This is a genomic window from Leptospira fainei serovar Hurstbridge str. BUT 6, assembly GCF_000306235.2.
Classification (GTDB): domain Bacteria; phylum Spirochaetota; class Leptospiria; order Leptospirales; family Leptospiraceae; genus Leptospira_B; species Leptospira_B fainei.
In genome coordinates this window covers 406,818-422,967 of sequence record NZ_AKWZ02000002.1, presented here as the reverse complement: position 1 = coordinate 422,967, position 16,150 = coordinate 406,818, and the positions used below count along the sequence as shown (strand labels likewise).

Genomic DNA, 16,150 nt, shown 5'->3' with positions numbered 1-16,150 from the left:
GAAGATTGCTCGATAATAAGGGCGTGTGCACCTGGGAGGAATCGCAGAATGATAACCGCAGTTCCATTCCCGAAACTAACCCTGCATCCAATCCCAGGTAGAATGATATGTCTTCCTTAACTTCTTTCTTAAAGGACCAATCCAAAGAATTAGATCGACTCCAGAAGGAGCAGGTTGAAGTCATTGCCGAAACATTGGAGAAGTGCGTGCAGCTTGCCGCCTCCCATCTTCGGAAAAAACCGCACGAGATCGACTATATCGTATTAAAACGAGGGAAAAAGAAACTCTTCGGTTCCGAACCTTGGCATATTCGAGCTTCCATCATTCCCGAAGACAATTTTCTGGACGAACTTTCCGAGCTGGATCAAAAGCTTACTGGCGGATCCGGTAAATTAGTCTCCAAGGATCTAAAGGAGTTCCTACAACCGAAAGATAGAGACGGTCGTATTTTAGTGCAAATACTTCGCAATGGAGTATATCTAACCGTTTTTCCTCCGTCAGGAGAAGGCAGAACGGTCGAGCTTTCCGAAGTTTCTAAAAAGTTATCCGTTAGGGGCGTTGATCAGGTCGACGACGGACAAATTCGGAAGTTGGTCAAAGAAGCAAAAGGGGAACCGATCTACATCTCCAACATGAAGGCTCGGCCTGGAATGGAAGCTAAGCTTGTCTTAGATGTCGCTATGGATCGGATGAAGGCAAAAGTAACCTTAGTTCCTCCAAAACCCGGGGGCCGTGATTTAGAGGTTCGTGATGTGATCAACTATCTCAAAAATGCAGGCGTTAAATACGGCATCAAGGAAGATGAAATTCAGCGTCGTCTTGAGGAAGAGTTCTATAACCAGCCCTTTACAGCCGCCGAAGGTGATCTACCCATCAACGGAAAAAATGCCACGATTATCTATCGAGTTCGTACTCAGAAGAACGTCATATTCAGGGAGGATGAATCCGGCCGCGTCGACTATAAAGATATGGACCTAATCGAGAATGTGGTAGTAGGTCAGTTGCTCGCGGAAAAGATTCCCGCAGAAAAAGGGAAATACGGTCGGACTCTGTTTAACGAACTTCTACCGGCCAAAGACGGATTAGATACGGAGTTGAAGCAAGGAAAGGGAACTATCCTGTCCGAAGATAGAACCAAACTTACTGCGGAAGTAAATGGACAAGTCGTTTATGCTGCCGGCCGCCTCTCCGTAGAAACGGTATATAGAGTAAACGGCGACGTAGGAATTAAAACCGGAAATGTTACCTTCCTCGGTTCGGTTATTATTACCGGCAATGTGGAAGATAACTATTCCGTAAAAGCTGCGGGAAATATCGAGATTTACGGGACTGTGCAAAAAGCGAATGTCGAAGCGGATGGCGATATTATTATCAGGCAAGGTGTTTCCGGACGTGACGAAGCTCGCATCGAATCTACCGGCGGAAACGTGATCGCTAAGTTTATACAGAATGCAACTGTCATAACGGAGAAGGACGTAATCGTGCAGGAAGGGATTCTGCATTGTTTTGTCAGCGCAGGCGGCAAAGTGGTCTCAAACGGGAAACGAGGTCAAATTGTAGGAGGAACGATTCGTGCTGCCGAACTTATTGCCGCGAAGGTGATCGGGTCCTCTGCCAATCCTCCGACGGAACTCGTGGTCGGAACCGATCCGAAAGTCTTGAAGCAGATCGCAGATTACGAAGAAAAATTGGCGGAAAACCGCGGCAAATTCGAACAGCTTACAAAAAGCCTCAAGACCTTGAAAGCGCGTAAAGAAAGCGACCCAGCTTCGTTCACACAGGACCATGAGCAACAATTGGCCAAGACAGCTAAAGCGGTGGAGAAACTGGAAACTAGAGTTCGAGAATACGAGAACGAGATCCAGAACCTTCAAAATTATATGGAAGATAGAGCCGCCAATGGTAAGATTTGTATTGAAAAGACTTTATACGGCGGCGTAACTCTCAAAATCCGTAATTCCGACTTTAAGACTAGGAACGAAATCAAACATAAGACTTTCGTCGAGGAAAACGGCGTTATTAGGCAACTTCCATACCAAGACCCGGAACCCGAGAAAAAAGACTGGAGAAAAAATCGAAGTCGAGTAAAATAAGAGGCGATGAGGCTAAATGAGCCCTTGCTGGGATATGGCGCCGCTACGGAGATCCTTCGTCGCACGATGGTGGAGCATCCTCATACTCTGACAAACGTAATCGCCCAAAATGAAAAGGCGGTTCGAGAGTACAATATAGATAAAAAATATGCGGTGCAGATGTATGCGGAAACGTTTTCACTTTCTCCCGAATATAGGGAAAGACTGAGGACTGCATACACTCAAAAAATCGGCGAGATCGAAAAGGAAATTCGCTCGTTTAAAGGGCCTCGTCCGGAAGGTGGCAAGGATAAGATCGTATCCTATGATAAGTCAGGAAGAAAGATAGAATACAAAACCGCTTCCCGCTCATCATTGGATTTGATAGCTTAGGAAAACGCAATAATCTACAAAATCCACTCGGAGGAATGTTGTTGGAAACCCTCTCCCGAGGTTGGAAAGATGGAACTCTTTGCCGTATTTTTTTTAAACGTAGTTATCGGTGTAGGTCTGTACATCGGAATCACCGCTCAAGTAACGAAGCGGATTCGTACTCATATGATCCGCCGCATAAACGAAGAGGTCCGCACCCTCGTCGACGAAATTCAGACGGAAACCGAAAACCATATCGAACTCCTGAATTCAAAAGTACAAGCATATAAAATTCTGGTTCAGAAGACCGATTCGTTGGAAGAAACGTTACGCTCCATTCTCAGAAAAGTCGAAGAACTACCGAATCGAGTCGTAGAAAAGGTTTCCATCGATCTTGAAACTCCGTCGGATATTATTAAGGAATTTGAAAGTGAACCGGAATTGGAAGTTCGTTCGGAAGAAACTGTTTTCACTCCGAATGAAGCCAATTGGGAAGAAATACCGAAATCGACAGAGGCGGCTTTTAGGGACGAATACCTCACCTTGATTCGTGAGAAACAAAAGGAATTAAAGAAGTTGCAAGATCCTTTGGAAGACAAACGTACCGCTTTGACCTCCAAAGCAGGAACCGGAGTCGGACATTTGTATAAGCAAAATCTTCCCGAAGAGATTCCTTCGACTTCAGGTAGAAAGCCTTCAATCAAGACTTCCGCTAGAATCGGAAACATCGAGACTCAAGGTTTTTCGGAGTCGGATTCCGGAACGATCGGAATTCTCAAAAATTTCGGGAAAAAAATTAAAGACGCGCTAGGTTGGAAGGACCCGGAGGAATTACTGGCTTCCCCATCTCCGACTCGACCTCCGCAGCCGATTTATAATCCGAGTTCGACATTCGATATTTCCTTGGACGGGGATCCCTTCAAGGAAGGGAGTTCTCTTTCATCCGAGGCCGGAGGAACCGGAAGTCTAAAATTCCAATCCGGTTATAAAGCCGGATCGGGATCGGAAGATTATACGACTCCATCGAACGCAAAAATTCGAGACAATAAAATTCCGATCGAGCAGGATTTCGGAAGACTATTGGAAAGAAAAATTTCCGGCAGAGAACCGCAGAAGCCTGATACCGCAAAAATTTCCCCGGAAGCGATCTTAAAGGAATTACCCGGCGGAACGACGAAGATAGAGAAAGTAGTTTTCCTCTTGAAAAAAGGTTACTCTCATGCGGATATTTCAGAAGCACTGGATCTTGCGACCGGAGAGGTGGATATAATTGAACGATTTAGACTTGAAAGAAACCGGAGGGTTTAGATGTCTCAATTCAGCGTCCTGAACGTCGGTTTCGGGAATATAGTGATGGTCTCTAAGATCGTCGGCATTATTCATTCCGATTCTGCGTCCGCGAAACGGATTCGAAACGAAGCCAAGAGTAATAATAGTTTAATAGACGCTACGCAAGGAAAGAAGACCCGTTCCATCATAATCACGGACTCGAATCATTTGGTTCTTTCAAACCTTAGAGTGGAGGCCTTGACTCGCAGAATCGAAAGTAGGGATAATTCGATTGCTGAGGAAGAGGAAGAAAAAGACTGAAATTGTCTGCAAAGCTTTTTGTTCTTTCCTCCGTGGCTGGTGGCGGCAAATCCACTTTAATCGACCGAATTCGTGAAAAGCACCCCGAGATTGCGTTTTCCATTTCTTGCACCACTCGACCTCCACGCCCGGGAGATCAGGAAGGTGTCACCTATTTCTTTTTAACCAACGATGCTTTCGAACGGGGAATTCAAGAGGGTGAATTTTTGGAATGGGCCCGAGTCCATGATTTTTATTACGGAACGCCTAGGAAATATATCGAAGAATGCCTCTCGAAAGATCGTTCGGTTATCATGGACCTTGACGTACAAGGGGCCGCTCTTGTTAAAGAAAAACTGAAAGAGATAGCCGTTACTATTTTTATTCTTCCTCCGAGCGAAGACGAATGGGAGAAAAGACTTAGAGGACGCGGAACCGATTCCGAAGAGAGTATTACTAAGCGAATTCGAAACGGCAAACAGGAATTAGCGCGAAAAGACGAATTTCAATACATAATCGTTAATGATGATTTGGAAAAGGCGGTTGCCAGGTTGGAGCATATCCTTCTTTCCGGATCCAAGCTCTGACTGAGCAAATTTTTGCCTGCGAATTCTATTATCTTCCGAGAGTTGACCGGAAATCGGAGTCAGGGTAGGTTTGGCGAATGAGATTACTACGAATATTGCGGATCATTTTTCGTTATTCGATGTCGTATCGTTCCCTTTTGCTTCTTTTGATGCCCGTTTTGTTTTGCGGAATTTCATGTTTATTTTTACTGAAACCTAAAGAGAACATTGAAATGAGTAATCGATTAGCTTCTCCGGATTACTCAAGCTTGAAATATTGGGCTTCGCATCCGGATAAGATCGATCCCGCCGACGATGTGCCCAAGAATTCAGGATTTGTAGATCGGCAATCGGACGCTAAAGCCGACGTATTTTTCGTACATCCGACTACGCTTATCATCGGCGGCAAATATTGGAACGCGGATCTGGCGGATGAAAGCTTAAATAGTAAAACCGACAAAGGACCGATTCGATCTCAGGCAAGCGCATTTAACGATTGTTGCAAGATTTATGCCCCTCGCTACAGACAGGCAACATTTTACGTTTTTGTGGAAGAGACTTCACAGGGAAACGCAGCAATCGATTTCGCCTATGCAGACGTCAAAAATGCGTTTTTGTATTATATCAAAAATCTAAATAAAGGTCGCCCTTGGATCATCGCTTCTCATAGCCAAGGGACTCGGCACGTTAGTCGACTTCTGAAGGAGGTCATATCTTTTTCCGATTATAAGAGAAATTTGATCGCTGCTTACGCCATCGGATTTCCCTATCGCGCCGAAGAAGTAGGGCTTCCCGCTTGCGAATCTCAGGAATCCATCGGATGCGTAATCAATTGGAATTCGTATAAATGGGGAAAAGCGCCGAATCGACTCGTTGATCGGTTTCGCACTTCCTTATGCGTAAATCCGCTTACATGGAAGAAGGACGAGAATTACGCTGCGAAAGAACTGAATTTGGGCGGTCTTCCGATAAGTTTTGATCGAATTTTACCGACGATTGCGGATGCAAAATGTAACGACGGGATTCTTTGGGTGCACGAACCCGACAGTAGGGGATTCCCGACTATCGGTAAGGACGATACGTACCATCTAGTCGACTATCATTTATTCTATTCGAATATTCGACAAAATGCAAAGGTACGTGTGGAAAAATTTCTTTCTCTAACTTCCGGAACAAAGTGATGCGAACGGGATAAATTATCTCGGCCGTCTAAAATTAAACTCAATTCGAGCAATAAGGTTGTTCTACCACTATGGAAGGCATATCCGTTCGCTTACCATCCAGTTCGAGTTTTTTATTTTTTAAATAGAAACCGCATACTTCCACGTATGCACCTACGTTGACTCGATTTATTAATCCTGAATCGTCGGAATCGAGAACGACCGGTTTGCCGGAAAATTGAAGTACGAATCTTACGGAATTTCCTTTATACAAAACATGAGAAACATTCCCCGACAATCGGACGGTTTCTCCTACGGCTTTGGACGGATCTCGGACTAGATCCTCGCCGGTTACGTATTTTGCTTTTTTTCCCTTTGCGGAAAGGGAAACCGAGTACAACACGATAATTACGAATGAAAGAAATAAATGTAATGGTTTTCTTATGGAGTTCATTATAATTCCTCGGATTCAGGTGAAGATTCCGGCGCGCGAATCGTATCGGAACGTGACAGCCACTTATTCGTAATAGTAGCTCTACGCTCGGCCGGAAATAAAGTCAGTAAATAAGTCGTAATTGTCTGGCGTCCATCTTGCTCGGCATCCTTATCCATTTGAATGAATACATCGATGATATCCTTATCCGGCCAATTCGTCAGCATTTGAACCGCGTTGTCTGGCGGCATATTTGCTACCTTATCCGCCAGAACTTTGACCAGCTTTTCCCTGCTGTTTTTTTCGGCTTCTGCGGACTTTAATTCTTTTTCTTTTGTCGTTAGCCCGCGTTTTAACTCCCCGATTTTTTCCAATTCGGCATCGAGACGTTCTCGTTCTTTTTTTATTTCTTCCTCTTTTTGCAGGATCTCGTCCCTATCTTTCGCGAGCCGTTCCATCTCTTTTCGAAATTCGAGCTTTTCCAATTCGGAAGGCGATTCTGAGTCGGCATTGACCAATCCGGGTTCTTTTCTTAGAAACGGAAAGAACTCAGACGCATCTATAATCTGAAAATAATCGAACGCAAAAAAACCTATGAGTAGGAGGAAGAATATTAATAAAACGAGATAAACAGCTCGTGCTTTATCGGTGAGGCTTGCCATAATCCTTAAACCCGGATATCCAATCTTGATCCGGAAATCCTTTTTTCCAATTGATCCGCTTTAGTTTCAAGGTCGGTTATTTTTTCCCGTAGGTTAACCATAGAACTTACCACCGGATCCGACTGGACGCTTTTTTTCACTTCCAGAAAGGGCAGTTCACTTTTTAAAACGCTCATAAAGTTTTCTGAGCTCAGAAAGTCCCGCATCTTCCGCACCGGTCCGCTCGACGCTTCCCGTATCGTAGGTAAATACTTTCGGATCCCTTCCAGTTTCTTTAATTCCATCCCTTTCCTCCCGTTGTTCCCTAAAATATCTGACTAAGAAGAGTTCTTCCGCCTCGACTTGTTCGCCCTTCTTATAACGTTTAATGTATTCCGCAAAGCGCTTCTCCTTAAGGAGTTCCATCACTTTCTTATCTTTTCTCGCTTCCGTAACTTCGGCCCTTTTTTTCGATACGGGCTCGTCGTAAGAACGGATTTCTTCGAGCAGTTCCGTATTTCTAGTAAGAAGCTGGCGAATATAAGTTTGCATATACGAATACTCTCGCAAGCCCGAACTTCCTTCCAAAGGGGTAGAAGCGATACTTTGAATCTTGGATTCGTTCTCCTCGATTTCAAGGTTTCGAAGATTGATTTCCGCTACGAGTTCGGACAATTCTTGCAGCTTCTTATCTTCCGCAATTTTCCGAAGGCGAAGAACCGGATCCAGTCGAAATCTAAATCTCTTCATGGATTAGAATTCCTCCTCCTCTCGCTCTTCCCTTAGAATATCGCGAAGTGCGCTCAACGTTTGCGGAAACGGACTTTTTTCGGATAGTTTTTGTCGAAGAAATGTATCGATCTTTTCTTTTTTCCGAATCGCCAAATCCACTTTAGCATCCGAACCTCGAACATACGCGTTGAGAAGTATTAATTCTTCGACCGAATTGTATGTCGAAACTAATTCACGTATCATACCGGCTCTCATAAAATGATCTTCGTCGGTAATCGATTGCATTACCCGCGAGAGAGACGCAGGGATATCGATAGCGGGGTAATGATTACGCTCCGCGATCTTTCTAGACAGAACGATGTGACCGTCTATGTACCCGCGCACGGCATCCGCTACGGGATCTTCCATTTCGTCGGTATCCGTTAGGATCGTATAAAAGCCGGTGATGCTACCGCCACCTTTGGAAGTTCCTGAACGCTCGACCAGCCTAGCGAGCTTACTGAATACGGAGGAACTGAATCCTCTAGTTATCGGCGGCTCATGATTGGAGACGGAGATTTCTCTGTTTGCATGAGCGAATCGAGTCAAAGAATCCATCATTAAGTTAACGTGAAGTCCTTGTTCTCGGAAATATTCCGCTACGGAAGTAGCCAGAAGGGCGCAGTTGACTTGCTCCATTTTCGGCGAATCGGAAGTTGCGGCAAATACGACCGATCTTGCAAGACCTTCCTTCCCGAGGTCGCGCTCAATAAATTCATTCACTTCTCGGCCACGCTCTCCTACTAACGCGATTACGTTTACGTCCGCATCGGTGAATCGTGCGATCATTCCTAAGAGGCTGGATTTTCCCACTCCGGAACCTGAAAAAATTCCCAATCGTTGACCGCGACCGACCGTTAAGATCCCGTCGATCGCTCGTACGCCGGTCAATAAAATATCACGAATGATCGGGCGATCTAAAGGATTGATACTTTCGCCTTCAGGGGATTTTTCATCGGAAGTAATGATTAAGCCTTTCTTATCGATCGGTTTTCCGACTCCGTTTAATACGCGCCCGAGAAGTTCCCTTCCTACGGGAACGTTAAGGCGTCGCCCCGAAGAAAAAACAAAAGCGTCGGGATAGACTCCTTCGACTGGGCCGAGCGGCATCAGTGTGTAGACATGATTTTCAAATCCGACGATTTCGCATTGGAGATAGCCTTCTATGCCGGCTTTTTCGACATCCATGATTTCGCCGATTTTCGAATCAGGAGGTCCTTCCGAGTATATGACGTTTCCTGCGACTCGAACGACTCGACCCGATTTACGGATTGTCTCTGTTCGATCCAAGATGAGGAAATACTTGGAGATGACGTCGACCTTCTCGTGAAATTTCTTCTCAATCATTATAGCTGAACCGGGCCTATGAATAAGTTTACAGTAGGGAAAAATTTCTCTAGAGTCAAGTTATAATGTGAATATAATAGAATTATGTCGCATACTTCCGAATGGAAAGACAGCTGGATAAAATTCAGAGAGTTTCGCCAAAACGGAAGTGGTAGGCAGGGAAAGTCAAGAGCAGCGAGGTGGGACCTGGCTACCGACGACTCCGCCCTTTGACGGAGCGAGAAGGATTTTGTAGGAGCTCCTACATTCGGGCACGTTAAGAAAAGCATTGCAAAATTGTTTAAAAAAATGTATAGGGCGTACTTCCACCGATCCGGCCCCCGCCCAGGAGGGTGGGGAACGTCCAAAATCCTTCTCTCCTTTCCCTTTCTCAATAGGCCCGAATGCGGCGAAACCCCTGCATTGGCAGCGAAGAGATTCCCCATACCCGGCCCCCTCTTTGAGAGGAGACCGGGCAGGAGAGTAGGGATAGACGTGAATGGTAGATTATATCGGCTCCGCATTTCGGATGGCTTCTTCGATTTCTTTGAGTTGGGTGGAAATACGGGCGTCGATTGCGCCGACATCGGTTTCAATAATAACTCCGCCTCTGTCCACGCGAGAATCTTCGTAAATATTGACTTTTCTCAGAGACTCCATGAGTTTAATGAGTTCGTCTTTATGTGCGGTAGTGATTTCAAGATCGGCAAAGTTAACTCGAATGTCCACTCTGTCCCTATCCTTGATTCTTTTAAGAGCTTCCCTGATATTGTTTAGTACGATTTCTTTTCGTTCGATGATCTCGTCTTTGATGATCTTGCGCGCGATGATCAAGATCATTTCGACCATTTGTTTTTCCGATGCTTGGATCAATTCGGCCCGAATATCTATGGCTTTTCCGACGATGGTTCCTAAGCGATCGATCAATCGTCGAACCTCTCCTTGACCTTTCCGGAACCCGACTTCTCGACCAGCCTCAAAGCCTTTGAGATACGCTTCGTGTTCGATTTCGGCCGTCTTCATTTCGGCCTCTTTGATCATCCGTTCCGCTTCCATCTTGGCTCGTTCCAAGATTTGCTCGGCTTTTGCTTTACCGGAATCCTCGTCTAGTTTGATTTTCTCTTTCGAGTCCTGGATCATTTGGAAAGCTTTCTTACGGCCTTCCTCTTCGATTTCCTCGGCTTTACGACGGGAATCTTCCAGCATCTTTTTGATGCTTTCTTCCGTTTCTTCCTTATAACGATTTAGCTCCGCCTCGATTTCTTCGATTGAAGGACCTTGGTATTGCTCGATGATGTTTCCTTCCTGGTCGACCTCGAACTCTTCTGCGTCTTCGTCCCGGTGGAATTTTTTATACTTATCCGGTATTTGCAGCTCGACCTGATCTTGCATGTCGGCGATTTGAATGGGTTTAAAGACGAGTTTGGCCATAGTTCAGACGTTTCTCCGGAACTTGATTCTTCCCGATTCTACGGAATCCTTGAAAATTTCAAGAATACCGTTTTGGGCGGTTTCGATCTCCGCTAGAGATATCGGACCCATCGAATCTTCCTCTAATCGGACGACCGAAACCAGAGAAGGTTCCATCCTTTCTAAGAGTTGTGTACGGGTTTCAGGTTCGGTTCCTCTAAAGGCAACTGCGACCACGATCGGGTGAATATCTGAAAGAAATTTATTCAGATTCTCCCGATTTAGCTCTAGAAAATCTTCCATCCGAAAGAAGTGTTCATTTATATTTTCGGCAAATGCGGGGTTCTTTTCGCGTATCCGAGTGAATAATTTCCGAGAATCTTGCGGGTCCATTTTTCCCAACAGATCCGCGGCGCGTTTCCCCATTCTGTCTCTTATCGGTGTGCTTATTCCGGGATGCTTTATGGCCTCTTTCTTAAAGCGTAGAAATCGTTCCAGGGAATCCTTTCCGGATTCCGAGGATAAATCCAAATCTCGAATTTGAAGTAGAATGTTTTCCTGGAGCTCGTAAGGGAACTCCTCCAATACGCGAGCTGAAACATCCGGATCGGCAAAACAGAGAATGAATGCAATTCTATCGGGTTCTTCCCCGGCGACAATTCTGGATAATTCTTCCTTATTAAATTCTTTTAGCTCGCTGAGCCAGTCGGGTTCGGTTGAAAGTCCCTCTTTAAGAATGGACTCCAATTCTTGGATGAGGGCGAACGTATCCTTATCCAATCCTTCTTTCGTGACGGAGGAAATTCCTTCCAGAAAGGAGCCTAATAATTCACGTTCCTCTTTGGCTTCGAGCTTACCGCTCTTGTGGAAGCTCTCCAAGAGTCTGCTCGTATCCTTAGGACCGAGGTGGCGAAATACTTCCGGGGGAAGGTGCTCCCCCAATATTCGGAGGAGGCGACCCGCCCGGTTTTTATTACCGGACAGGGATTCCATTAAGTTGCTTCCTCTTCAGATAACCAAGTGCGCAGAAGCTGTGCGACTTCTTCCGGTTTTTCCTTGGATAGGTTGATCGCATTTTCGAGAAGTTCCCTACGAAGTTTTTCATCGAGAGAAAGTTCTACTTCCGCACTGCCGTCATCCATAACTCGGAGGGCTGCTTCACGCATCATTTGCTGCATTGCTGCCAGTTCTTCTTCGCGGAGTCTGCGGCGTCTTGCGATTTCTTTCTTGATAGCTCTGTAGATTAGGATGGTTAGAATCAAGAAGAGAATGATCACTAAGGACGCGATTACCATTTGGCGGATCGCTTTTTGTTTTTTCAGTTCCTCATCTTCGGCGGCAAATTGCGCCGATCGATCCTTAGGAATACTGATCACGGAGATTTGATCGCCTCTTGCTTTATCTATTCCGACAGCCGCTTCTAAGTTCTTACGGATCGTCCTAAGATCGTCGTCGGAAACGGGTATATACGTTCTATCGTAACCTGTTCCGTCTTCTTTTTCTTTTTTGGTCCATTGTCCGTCGATGACCACTGAGAGATTGACTTTTTCGATCTTCCAGGGTTGTTTTTGGACTTCGCTTACTCGACGGTTAAATTCAAAGTTATTGATGTTTTCGGTCTTCTTATACTCGGCTTTTTGGTAATCGGTATCTTTATAGCCTGGCGGAAGGTTGGGTTCGCTTCCTGCCGGGCCGTCCGGGGTAAAACCTCGACCATTAAACTGTTCGCTGGTTTCTTTCGAAGAAACTTTTAAACTGTATCCGTCGACTATTTTCAATTCCGAGTAAGGAGTGTTCGGATCATCGGGTCTTTCTACAACGGGTGTTACGGTATTGTCCTTGTACGATTCCTTGTCCCAGTTGAGCATATATTCGAAGCGCGTAATATCCACACGGTCTTCTCCGCCTAAATACCAGCGTAAAGTATTTCTAACGTCGATTAATCTTTGAATCCTTTGTTCTTCTTGAATTCGCAGTTTTTCCTGCACGACTCTGAGTTCCAGTCGTTCTTTCTCGAGATCTTCCTCGAAGTCGGAGATGATTTTCCCGTCCGCATCCGCGACAACGACGTTCTCCGGCTTTAATTTAGGCACCGCTCTTGAAACGAGATTTACAATTCCTTTAACTTCTTTTTTTGACATCCCGTCTACACCGGGGATAAAATGAAGAATCACGGATGCTTTTACCGGAGAAGCGTTCGAGCTAAATAGTTCTTCCTCCGGAATTGCGATGTTTACGAACGCCTTGTCGACGGGTCGTAGTGTCATCAAGGATTGCTCGATGGCGCCTTTTAAAGCTCTATACTTTTTGATGTCTTTGTCGAATTGAGTTTCGGTGAATTTCTCGACGTTGAATAATTCCCAGCCTTGAACTCCGGCAGGAATTAAGTTTTCTTGGGCAAGCTTAGTGATGATTTCCTGTCTTTGTTCCGGATCCACACTCACTACACTGGTGTCCGAAGTTCCGTACTGGTACCCCATAGAATCCAGCTTTTTGGTGACTTCTGCAAAATCCTTAGACGTCATATCTTTGAATAGGATGATCCTATTCTTTTGGGAAGAAACGGTCGCTAAAAGTCCGACAGCTACTAAAACCGTTAAAGCGACACCGCCCAGAATTAGCTTCTTGGTCATATCTAAGGAGCCGACAAACTCCTTAATATTATTTAGAATCTTTTGTAATTGCTCGGGCATATTTCTTCACCACCGACTAGATAGGGGACATAATAGATTTTCGGAAACAAAGTACAATCTCTTTTTAAAAAAAACTTTAGAAATTTTTTTTTCTTACGTTCTAAATGTTAAGTATTGTTTTCCTTTCTCCGCTTTACGATCGACTTGTCCGTTTCTATGTATCCGCGTATGTTGAGAATATGCGGCCAATGATTGAATTCGAGGAAGTTCCGAACCTAACAGAGGCGCGAGCTCTCAATCGATATTTTTCGGAGATGCTATCCGAGTCTCGGCGTCAAAAAATCGAGGAAGTTCTCTCGTTTCGCACAAAGTACTTAACAATTGTGTTGGAGGATATATTCCAACCTTTTAATGCGAGTGCAACATTGAGAACTTCCGAATGTCTGGGTTTAAGCGACGTCTATGCGGTTGAAAATCGGAATTCATATAAACCGAATGCGGGAGTTGCAAAGGGAGCTCAAAAATGGCTGAGAATTCATCGCTACCAATCGATGGGTGAGGACAATACTACGCTTTGTTTGCGTCATTTGAAAGAATCAGGATATAGAATCGTTGCGACGTCTCCTCAGGACGGGGAAACCCGTCACTCGCTTGAGGACTTACCGTTGGATCGACCGACGGCAGTGTTATTCGGAGCCGAAGAAATAGGTCTTTCGGCAATCGCCTTATCCCAAGCCGACTTTCACTTGCGATTGCCGATGTTCGGATTTACCGAAAGTTATAATCTATCCGTAACCGTTGCGATTGTTCTTTCTCATCTAATTCCTCGTGTGAGGAGAGAGGTAGAAGGATGGACTCTCAACGAGGAAGAGGCCGTTCATCTGCGCAATTTTCTATATAAGAAGACGATCAATAACGGTCCGGTTATCGAGGCTGAATTTTTGCGCCGCTGGAGAAGAGTCTAATCCGTAATTCTGTTCCCGATCTATTTTAAGAGAAACTCGGAGCGAGAAAAAAAGAATTGAAGCAATTTTCTCATTTGCGGTCCGGAAACTCCGGCTCCAAGATATTCGCCGTCGACCCAGATTTCGAAGTGTAAGTGAATATTTTCGTCGGATTCTTTTGCTTCTCCGATTAAACCGGAGTTTCCGGCTGTGCCGATTTCTTCCCCTGCTTTTACGTTAGATCCGATACCAAGTCCTTTTTTAATCGAGGATAGATGGTTAAAAGAGGACATCACACCGTTTCCATGATCGATCCAAACCTGCCTTCCCCCAAAATCCTTCTCCACATAAGTGACTCCGTTTTTTTGCGCTTGGGCGGAGTGAAACTGAAATTCGGATACGGTCATCGGCACGTAATCCAAGTCCGCGCGTACTACGATCCCGTCGCCCGGGGATATTAGAGAATCGGAAAAGGTAAGCTTCCGCGTGGTTCCGTCTTTTTCTTTTTTGAAATAAATATCAAGACCTTTGTGAATTCCATTTCTATACTCTCTCGGTGCGCCCGGCAGTTGAGCTTCCTTCGGCGGAAGCAATCCTTCCGGAACGGGATACATATAGCCGGTTAATCGTTTTGGCACCTCATTCAAAGGGATATCGTTGAGTAAAACTTTGAATTCGCTGATTACGATGCTTTTGTCTTCTTTCTTAGGAAAATATATCCGAACCAGGGAGGCATCCATCGGTGGAATGCGATGAGTGTTTACTAACTCCACCCGGTCATTTTTAAAAATCGTCTTCCATGTTTCCTGATACAATACTTGAATTTCATACTCATCGACGGAGCGCTTACCTCGGAAGACGGGTACGACTAATTCAATTCCGTTGATCAGACGTTTGGATCCGAAATCGACGGTTATCCATTCCGGATTTAGGCTTGAGGCGGAATACCAATGAGTTTTCGGGTCGGAATCGAAAAGATTGAATGCTCCGTATTCTTCATGAAAAATCGACGAAACGGAGTAAGAAAACGGAGTTACCAGCGATCTCCCAAAATCCAGATAATCGATTTCCGAGCCTAAGGCGCCGAACGTTTTAGGAACGGCATGGATCCGGAAAGAGAATACGAAGATAAGAAAAAAATAAACTCCTCGTTTCATACTTCGGATCGGAACGCGTCGCCGGGCTTCAATGCTGCTCCTTCCTTTAGCAAGGTATTCGCTTCTTCGATTTTCCATGAATCAAGATAGGTTGCGTTTTCTTGACTTAAATCCGGTCGTAACGCGATCGGGTTCCCGTCCTTTCCAAGATACAAGGATCTGCGACCGAAAAATCGTCCCGCAGCCTCTTCCGGTTGGACGATTTTTTTTCTCTCCCCTCTCATATGAAATGCAAGGCGGGCATTTTCAGCATAGGCGGAAAATTCTGTGGGATCTACCGAGACAATGTGATCCGGACCCGAAAGTTTTTTATCCAGCGTAAAATGTTTTTCTAATGCGGTCGCGCCCATACTTACCGCTAATGCCCCTGCCAAGGTTCCGCCGGTGTGATCCGAAAATCCTAAAGGACCCGGGAATATATGGCGGTAATAAGATAAGGTTCTTAGATTCGCCTTTTCAGGCGGAGTGGGATAAAGAGACACGCAATGAAACAGTAGGAGGTCACTCACGCCTTGACGTTCCAAAAATTCCAAGGCTCGCAGTACTTCGAATCCATCCGCTGCACCCGTAGATAGAAAAATCGGCAGCTTAGTGGACGCGCATTTTTCTAGAAGTGCCTTGTTTACGATATCCCCGCTTGCAATTTTTAGCGCACCTACGCCAATCGATACTAGCAGATCTACGCTTTTCGAATCCAAAGGAGTGGAAAAGAAAAATAGTCCCTCATCTTCCGCGGTCTTTTTGAAATCGCGATGAAGAGCCTCGGAAAGTTCGTACTGTTTGAATATATCCACCAAAACTTTCGCTTTCGGATTGGAGACGTCTAGGAAGTCTTGAGTGTGATAGGTTTGAAATTTCACGGCATTCGCGCCCGATTTTTTGGCGGCTTGTATGGATCTTTTTCCGATTTCCGGATCGCCGTTGTGATTGAGTCCGATTTCCGCGATTAGAAAGGGGGGAGTGTCGGAACCGAGTTCTCGTTGACCGTCCAATTTAAATTGTTTCGAAAATGCCATTCATATATACCTGAAAGTTTGTATTCTAAAGATCGGTTTTTTTTTTGCATTAGAAAGCCGGAATTTCTGCCCGAATGCAA

At 45.2% G+C, this 16,150-nt stretch carries 17 protein-coding genes; 7 read left to right on the top strand and 10 right to left on the bottom strand.

Features of this window, described 5'->3' with window-relative positions; genetic code table 11:
* Positions 1-107: 107 nt before the first annotated feature.
* From LEP1GSC058_RS03370 to LEP1GSC058_RS03345, 6 genes are all read left to right on the top strand, one after another.
* Entirely contained in the window at positions 108-2,093 is a 1,986-nt protein-coding gene (locus LEP1GSC058_RS03370) for a FapA family protein (protein ID WP_016548044.1), read from the top strand.
* Between the two features lie 6 nt (positions 2,094-2,099).
* Positions 2,100-2,465: a hypothetical protein gene (locus LEP1GSC058_RS03365; RefSeq protein WP_039947946.1), complete on the top strand. Its 366-nt coding sequence runs from the start codon at positions 2,100-2,102 to the stop codon at positions 2,463-2,465.
* Positions 2,466-2,534: 69 nt separating this feature from the next.
* Positions 2,535-3,752: a hypothetical protein gene (locus LEP1GSC058_RS03360; RefSeq protein WP_016547779.1), complete on the top strand. Its 1,218-nt coding sequence runs from the start codon at positions 2,535-2,537 to the stop codon at positions 3,750-3,752.
* Positions 3,753-4,034, top strand: a complete 282-nt coding sequence (locus LEP1GSC058_RS03355) for a DUF370 domain-containing protein (protein ID WP_010418751.1) — start codon at positions 3,753-3,755, stop codon at positions 4,032-4,034.
* A gap of 2 nt (positions 4,035-4,036) precedes the next feature.
* Positions 4,037-4,600, top strand: a complete 564-nt coding sequence (gmk, locus tag LEP1GSC058_RS03350; protein WP_016547962.1) for a guanylate kinase — start codon at positions 4,037-4,039, stop codon at positions 4,598-4,600.
* Between the two features lie 212 nt (positions 4,601-4,812).
* The gene (locus LEP1GSC058_RS03345) at positions 4,813-5,760 is read left to right on the top strand and encodes a DUF3089 domain-containing protein (protein ID WP_232224596.1); all 948 of its coding nucleotides are present in this window, start codon (positions 4,813-4,815) and stop codon (positions 5,758-5,760) included.
* Between the two features lie 40 nt (positions 5,761-5,800).
* On the opposite strand, the gene LEP1GSC058_RS03340 is transcribed toward LEP1GSC058_RS03345, so the two are convergent.
* The 8 genes from LEP1GSC058_RS03340 to fliF all read right to left on the bottom strand — a co-directional run bounded on the left by LEP1GSC058_RS03340 (position 5,801) and on the right by fliF (position 13,013).
* Positions 5,801-6,193 carry a TOBE domain protein gene (locus tag LEP1GSC058_RS03340; protein ID WP_016548131.1) on the bottom strand — a complete coding sequence of 131 codons (393 nt, stop codon included), beginning with the start codon at positions 6,191-6,193 and terminating at the stop codon, positions 5,801-5,803.
* A complete protein-coding gene (locus LEP1GSC058_RS03335; protein WP_016548208.1) occupies positions 6,193-6,834 on the bottom strand; it encodes a periplasmic-type flagellar collar protein FlbB in 642 nt (213 codons plus the stop codon). The genes LEP1GSC058_RS03340 and LEP1GSC058_RS03335 overlap by 1 nt, the downstream gene beginning before the upstream one ends.
* 5 nt (positions 6,835-6,839) lie before the next feature.
* On the bottom strand, positions 6,840-7,010 hold the full coding sequence (locus tag LEP1GSC058_RS20120; protein ID WP_016548250.1) for a hypothetical protein: 171 nt from the start codon (positions 7,008-7,010) through the stop codon (positions 6,840-6,842).
* Complete coding sequence (gene fliJ / locus LEP1GSC058_RS03330; protein ID WP_016547882.1) at positions 6,991-7,563, bottom strand: flagellar export protein FliJ; 573 nt, start codon at positions 7,561-7,563, stop codon at positions 6,991-6,993. Before fliJ ends, LEP1GSC058_RS20120 begins: the two co-directional genes overlap by 20 nt.
* Before the next feature lie 3 nt (positions 7,564-7,566).
* Positions 7,567-8,931 (bottom strand): FliI/YscN family ATPase, encoded by a 1,365-nt coding sequence (locus LEP1GSC058_RS03325; protein ID WP_016548194.1) that lies wholly within the window; start codon positions 8,929-8,931, stop codon positions 7,567-7,569.
* Positions 8,932-9,417: 486 nt separating this feature from the next.
* Positions 9,418-10,341, bottom strand: a complete 924-nt coding sequence (gene fliH / locus LEP1GSC058_RS03315) for a flagellar assembly protein FliH (RefSeq protein ID WP_010418769.1) — start codon at positions 10,339-10,341, stop codon at positions 9,418-9,420.
* A gap of 3 nt (positions 10,342-10,344) precedes the next feature.
* The gene (locus LEP1GSC058_RS03310) at positions 10,345-11,313 is read right to left on the bottom strand and encodes a FliG C-terminal domain-containing protein (protein WP_016547980.1); all 969 of its coding nucleotides are present in this window, start codon (positions 11,311-11,313) and stop codon (positions 10,345-10,347) included.
* Positions 11,313-13,013, bottom strand: coding sequence for a flagellar basal-body MS-ring/collar protein FliF (gene fliF / locus LEP1GSC058_RS03305; protein WP_016548026.1), 1,701 nt, complete (start codon positions 13,011-13,013; stop codon positions 11,313-11,315). The genes LEP1GSC058_RS03310 and fliF overlap by 1 nt, the downstream gene beginning before the upstream one ends.
* Before the next feature lie 188 nt (positions 13,014-13,201).
* Here fliF and LEP1GSC058_RS03300 point away from each other — a divergent pair, with 188 nt between their 5' ends.
* The gene (locus tag LEP1GSC058_RS03300; protein ID WP_016547942.1) at positions 13,202-13,918 is read left to right on the top strand and encodes a TrmH family RNA methyltransferase; all 717 of its coding nucleotides are present in this window, start codon (positions 13,202-13,204) and stop codon (positions 13,916-13,918) included.
* A gap of 20 nt (positions 13,919-13,938) precedes the next feature.
* Here LEP1GSC058_RS03300 and LEP1GSC058_RS03295 read toward each other — a convergent pair whose 3' ends face one another.
* A complete protein-coding gene (locus tag LEP1GSC058_RS03295) occupies positions 13,939-15,054 on the bottom strand; it encodes a M23 family metallopeptidase (protein WP_016548147.1) in 1,116 nt (371 codons plus the stop codon).
* Positions 15,051-16,070 carry an N-acetylneuraminate synthase family protein gene (locus LEP1GSC058_RS03290; protein ID WP_016548279.1) on the bottom strand — a complete coding sequence of 340 codons (1,020 nt, stop codon included), beginning with the start codon at positions 16,068-16,070 and terminating at the stop codon, positions 15,051-15,053. The genes LEP1GSC058_RS03295 and LEP1GSC058_RS03290 overlap by 4 nt, the downstream gene beginning before the upstream one ends.
* Positions 16,071-16,150 lie beyond the last annotated feature (80 nt).

Bases quoted from the DNA above. Each gene is read 5' to 3' on its own strand.
- LEP1GSC058_RS03370 (WP_016548044.1), top strand. From the start codon at position 108: ATGTCTTCCTTAACTTCTTTCTTAAAGGACCAATCCAAAGAATTAGAT.
- LEP1GSC058_RS03365 (WP_039947946.1), top strand. From the start codon at position 2,100: ATGAGGCTAAATGAGCCCTTGCTGGGATATGGCGCCGCTACGGAGATC.
- LEP1GSC058_RS03360 (WP_016547779.1), top strand. From the start codon at position 2,535: ATGGAACTCTTTGCCGTATTTTTTTTAAACGTAGTTATCGGTGTAGGT.
- LEP1GSC058_RS03355 (WP_010418751.1), top strand. From the start codon at position 3,753: ATGTCTCAATTCAGCGTCCTGAACGTCGGTTTCGGGAATATAGTGATG.
- LEP1GSC058_RS03345 (WP_232224596.1), top strand. From the start codon at position 4,813: ATGAGTAATCGATTAGCTTCTCCGGATTACTCAAGCTTGAAATATTGG.
- LEP1GSC058_RS03340 (WP_016548131.1), bottom strand. From the start codon at position 6,193: ATGAACTCCATAAGAAAACCATTACATTTATTTCTTTCATTCGTAATT.
- LEP1GSC058_RS03335 (WP_016548208.1), bottom strand. From the start codon at position 6,834: ATGGCAAGCCTCACCGATAAAGCACGAGCTGTTTATCTCGTTTTATTA.
- LEP1GSC058_RS20120 (WP_016548250.1), bottom strand. From the start codon at position 7,010: ATGAGCGTTTTAAAAAGTGAACTGCCCTTTCTGGAAGTGAAAAAAAGC.
- fliJ (WP_016547882.1), bottom strand. From the start codon at position 7,563: ATGAAGAGATTTAGATTTCGACTGGATCCGGTTCTTCGCCTTCGGAAA.
- LEP1GSC058_RS03325 (WP_016548194.1), bottom strand. From the start codon at position 8,931: ATGATTGAGAAGAAATTTCACGAGAAGGTCGACGTCATCTCCAAGTAT.
- fliH (WP_010418769.1), bottom strand. From the start codon at position 10,341: ATGGCCAAACTCGTCTTTAAACCCATTCAAATCGCCGACATGCAAGAT.
- LEP1GSC058_RS03310 (WP_016547980.1), bottom strand. From the start codon at position 11,313: ATGGAATCCCTGTCCGGTAATAAAAACCGGGCGGGTCGCCTCCTCCGA.
- fliF (WP_016548026.1), bottom strand. From the start codon at position 13,013: ATGCCCGAGCAATTACAAAAGATTCTAAATAATATTAAGGAGTTTGTC.
- LEP1GSC058_RS03300 (WP_016547942.1), top strand. From the start codon at position 13,202: ATGATTGAATTCGAGGAAGTTCCGAACCTAACAGAGGCGCGAGCTCTC.
- LEP1GSC058_RS03295 (WP_016548147.1), bottom strand. From the start codon at position 15,054: ATGAAACGAGGAGTTTATTTTTTTCTTATCTTCGTATTCTCTTTCCGG.
- LEP1GSC058_RS03290 (WP_016548279.1), bottom strand. From the start codon at position 16,070: ATGGCATTTTCGAAACAATTTAAATTGGACGGTCAACGAGAACTCGGT.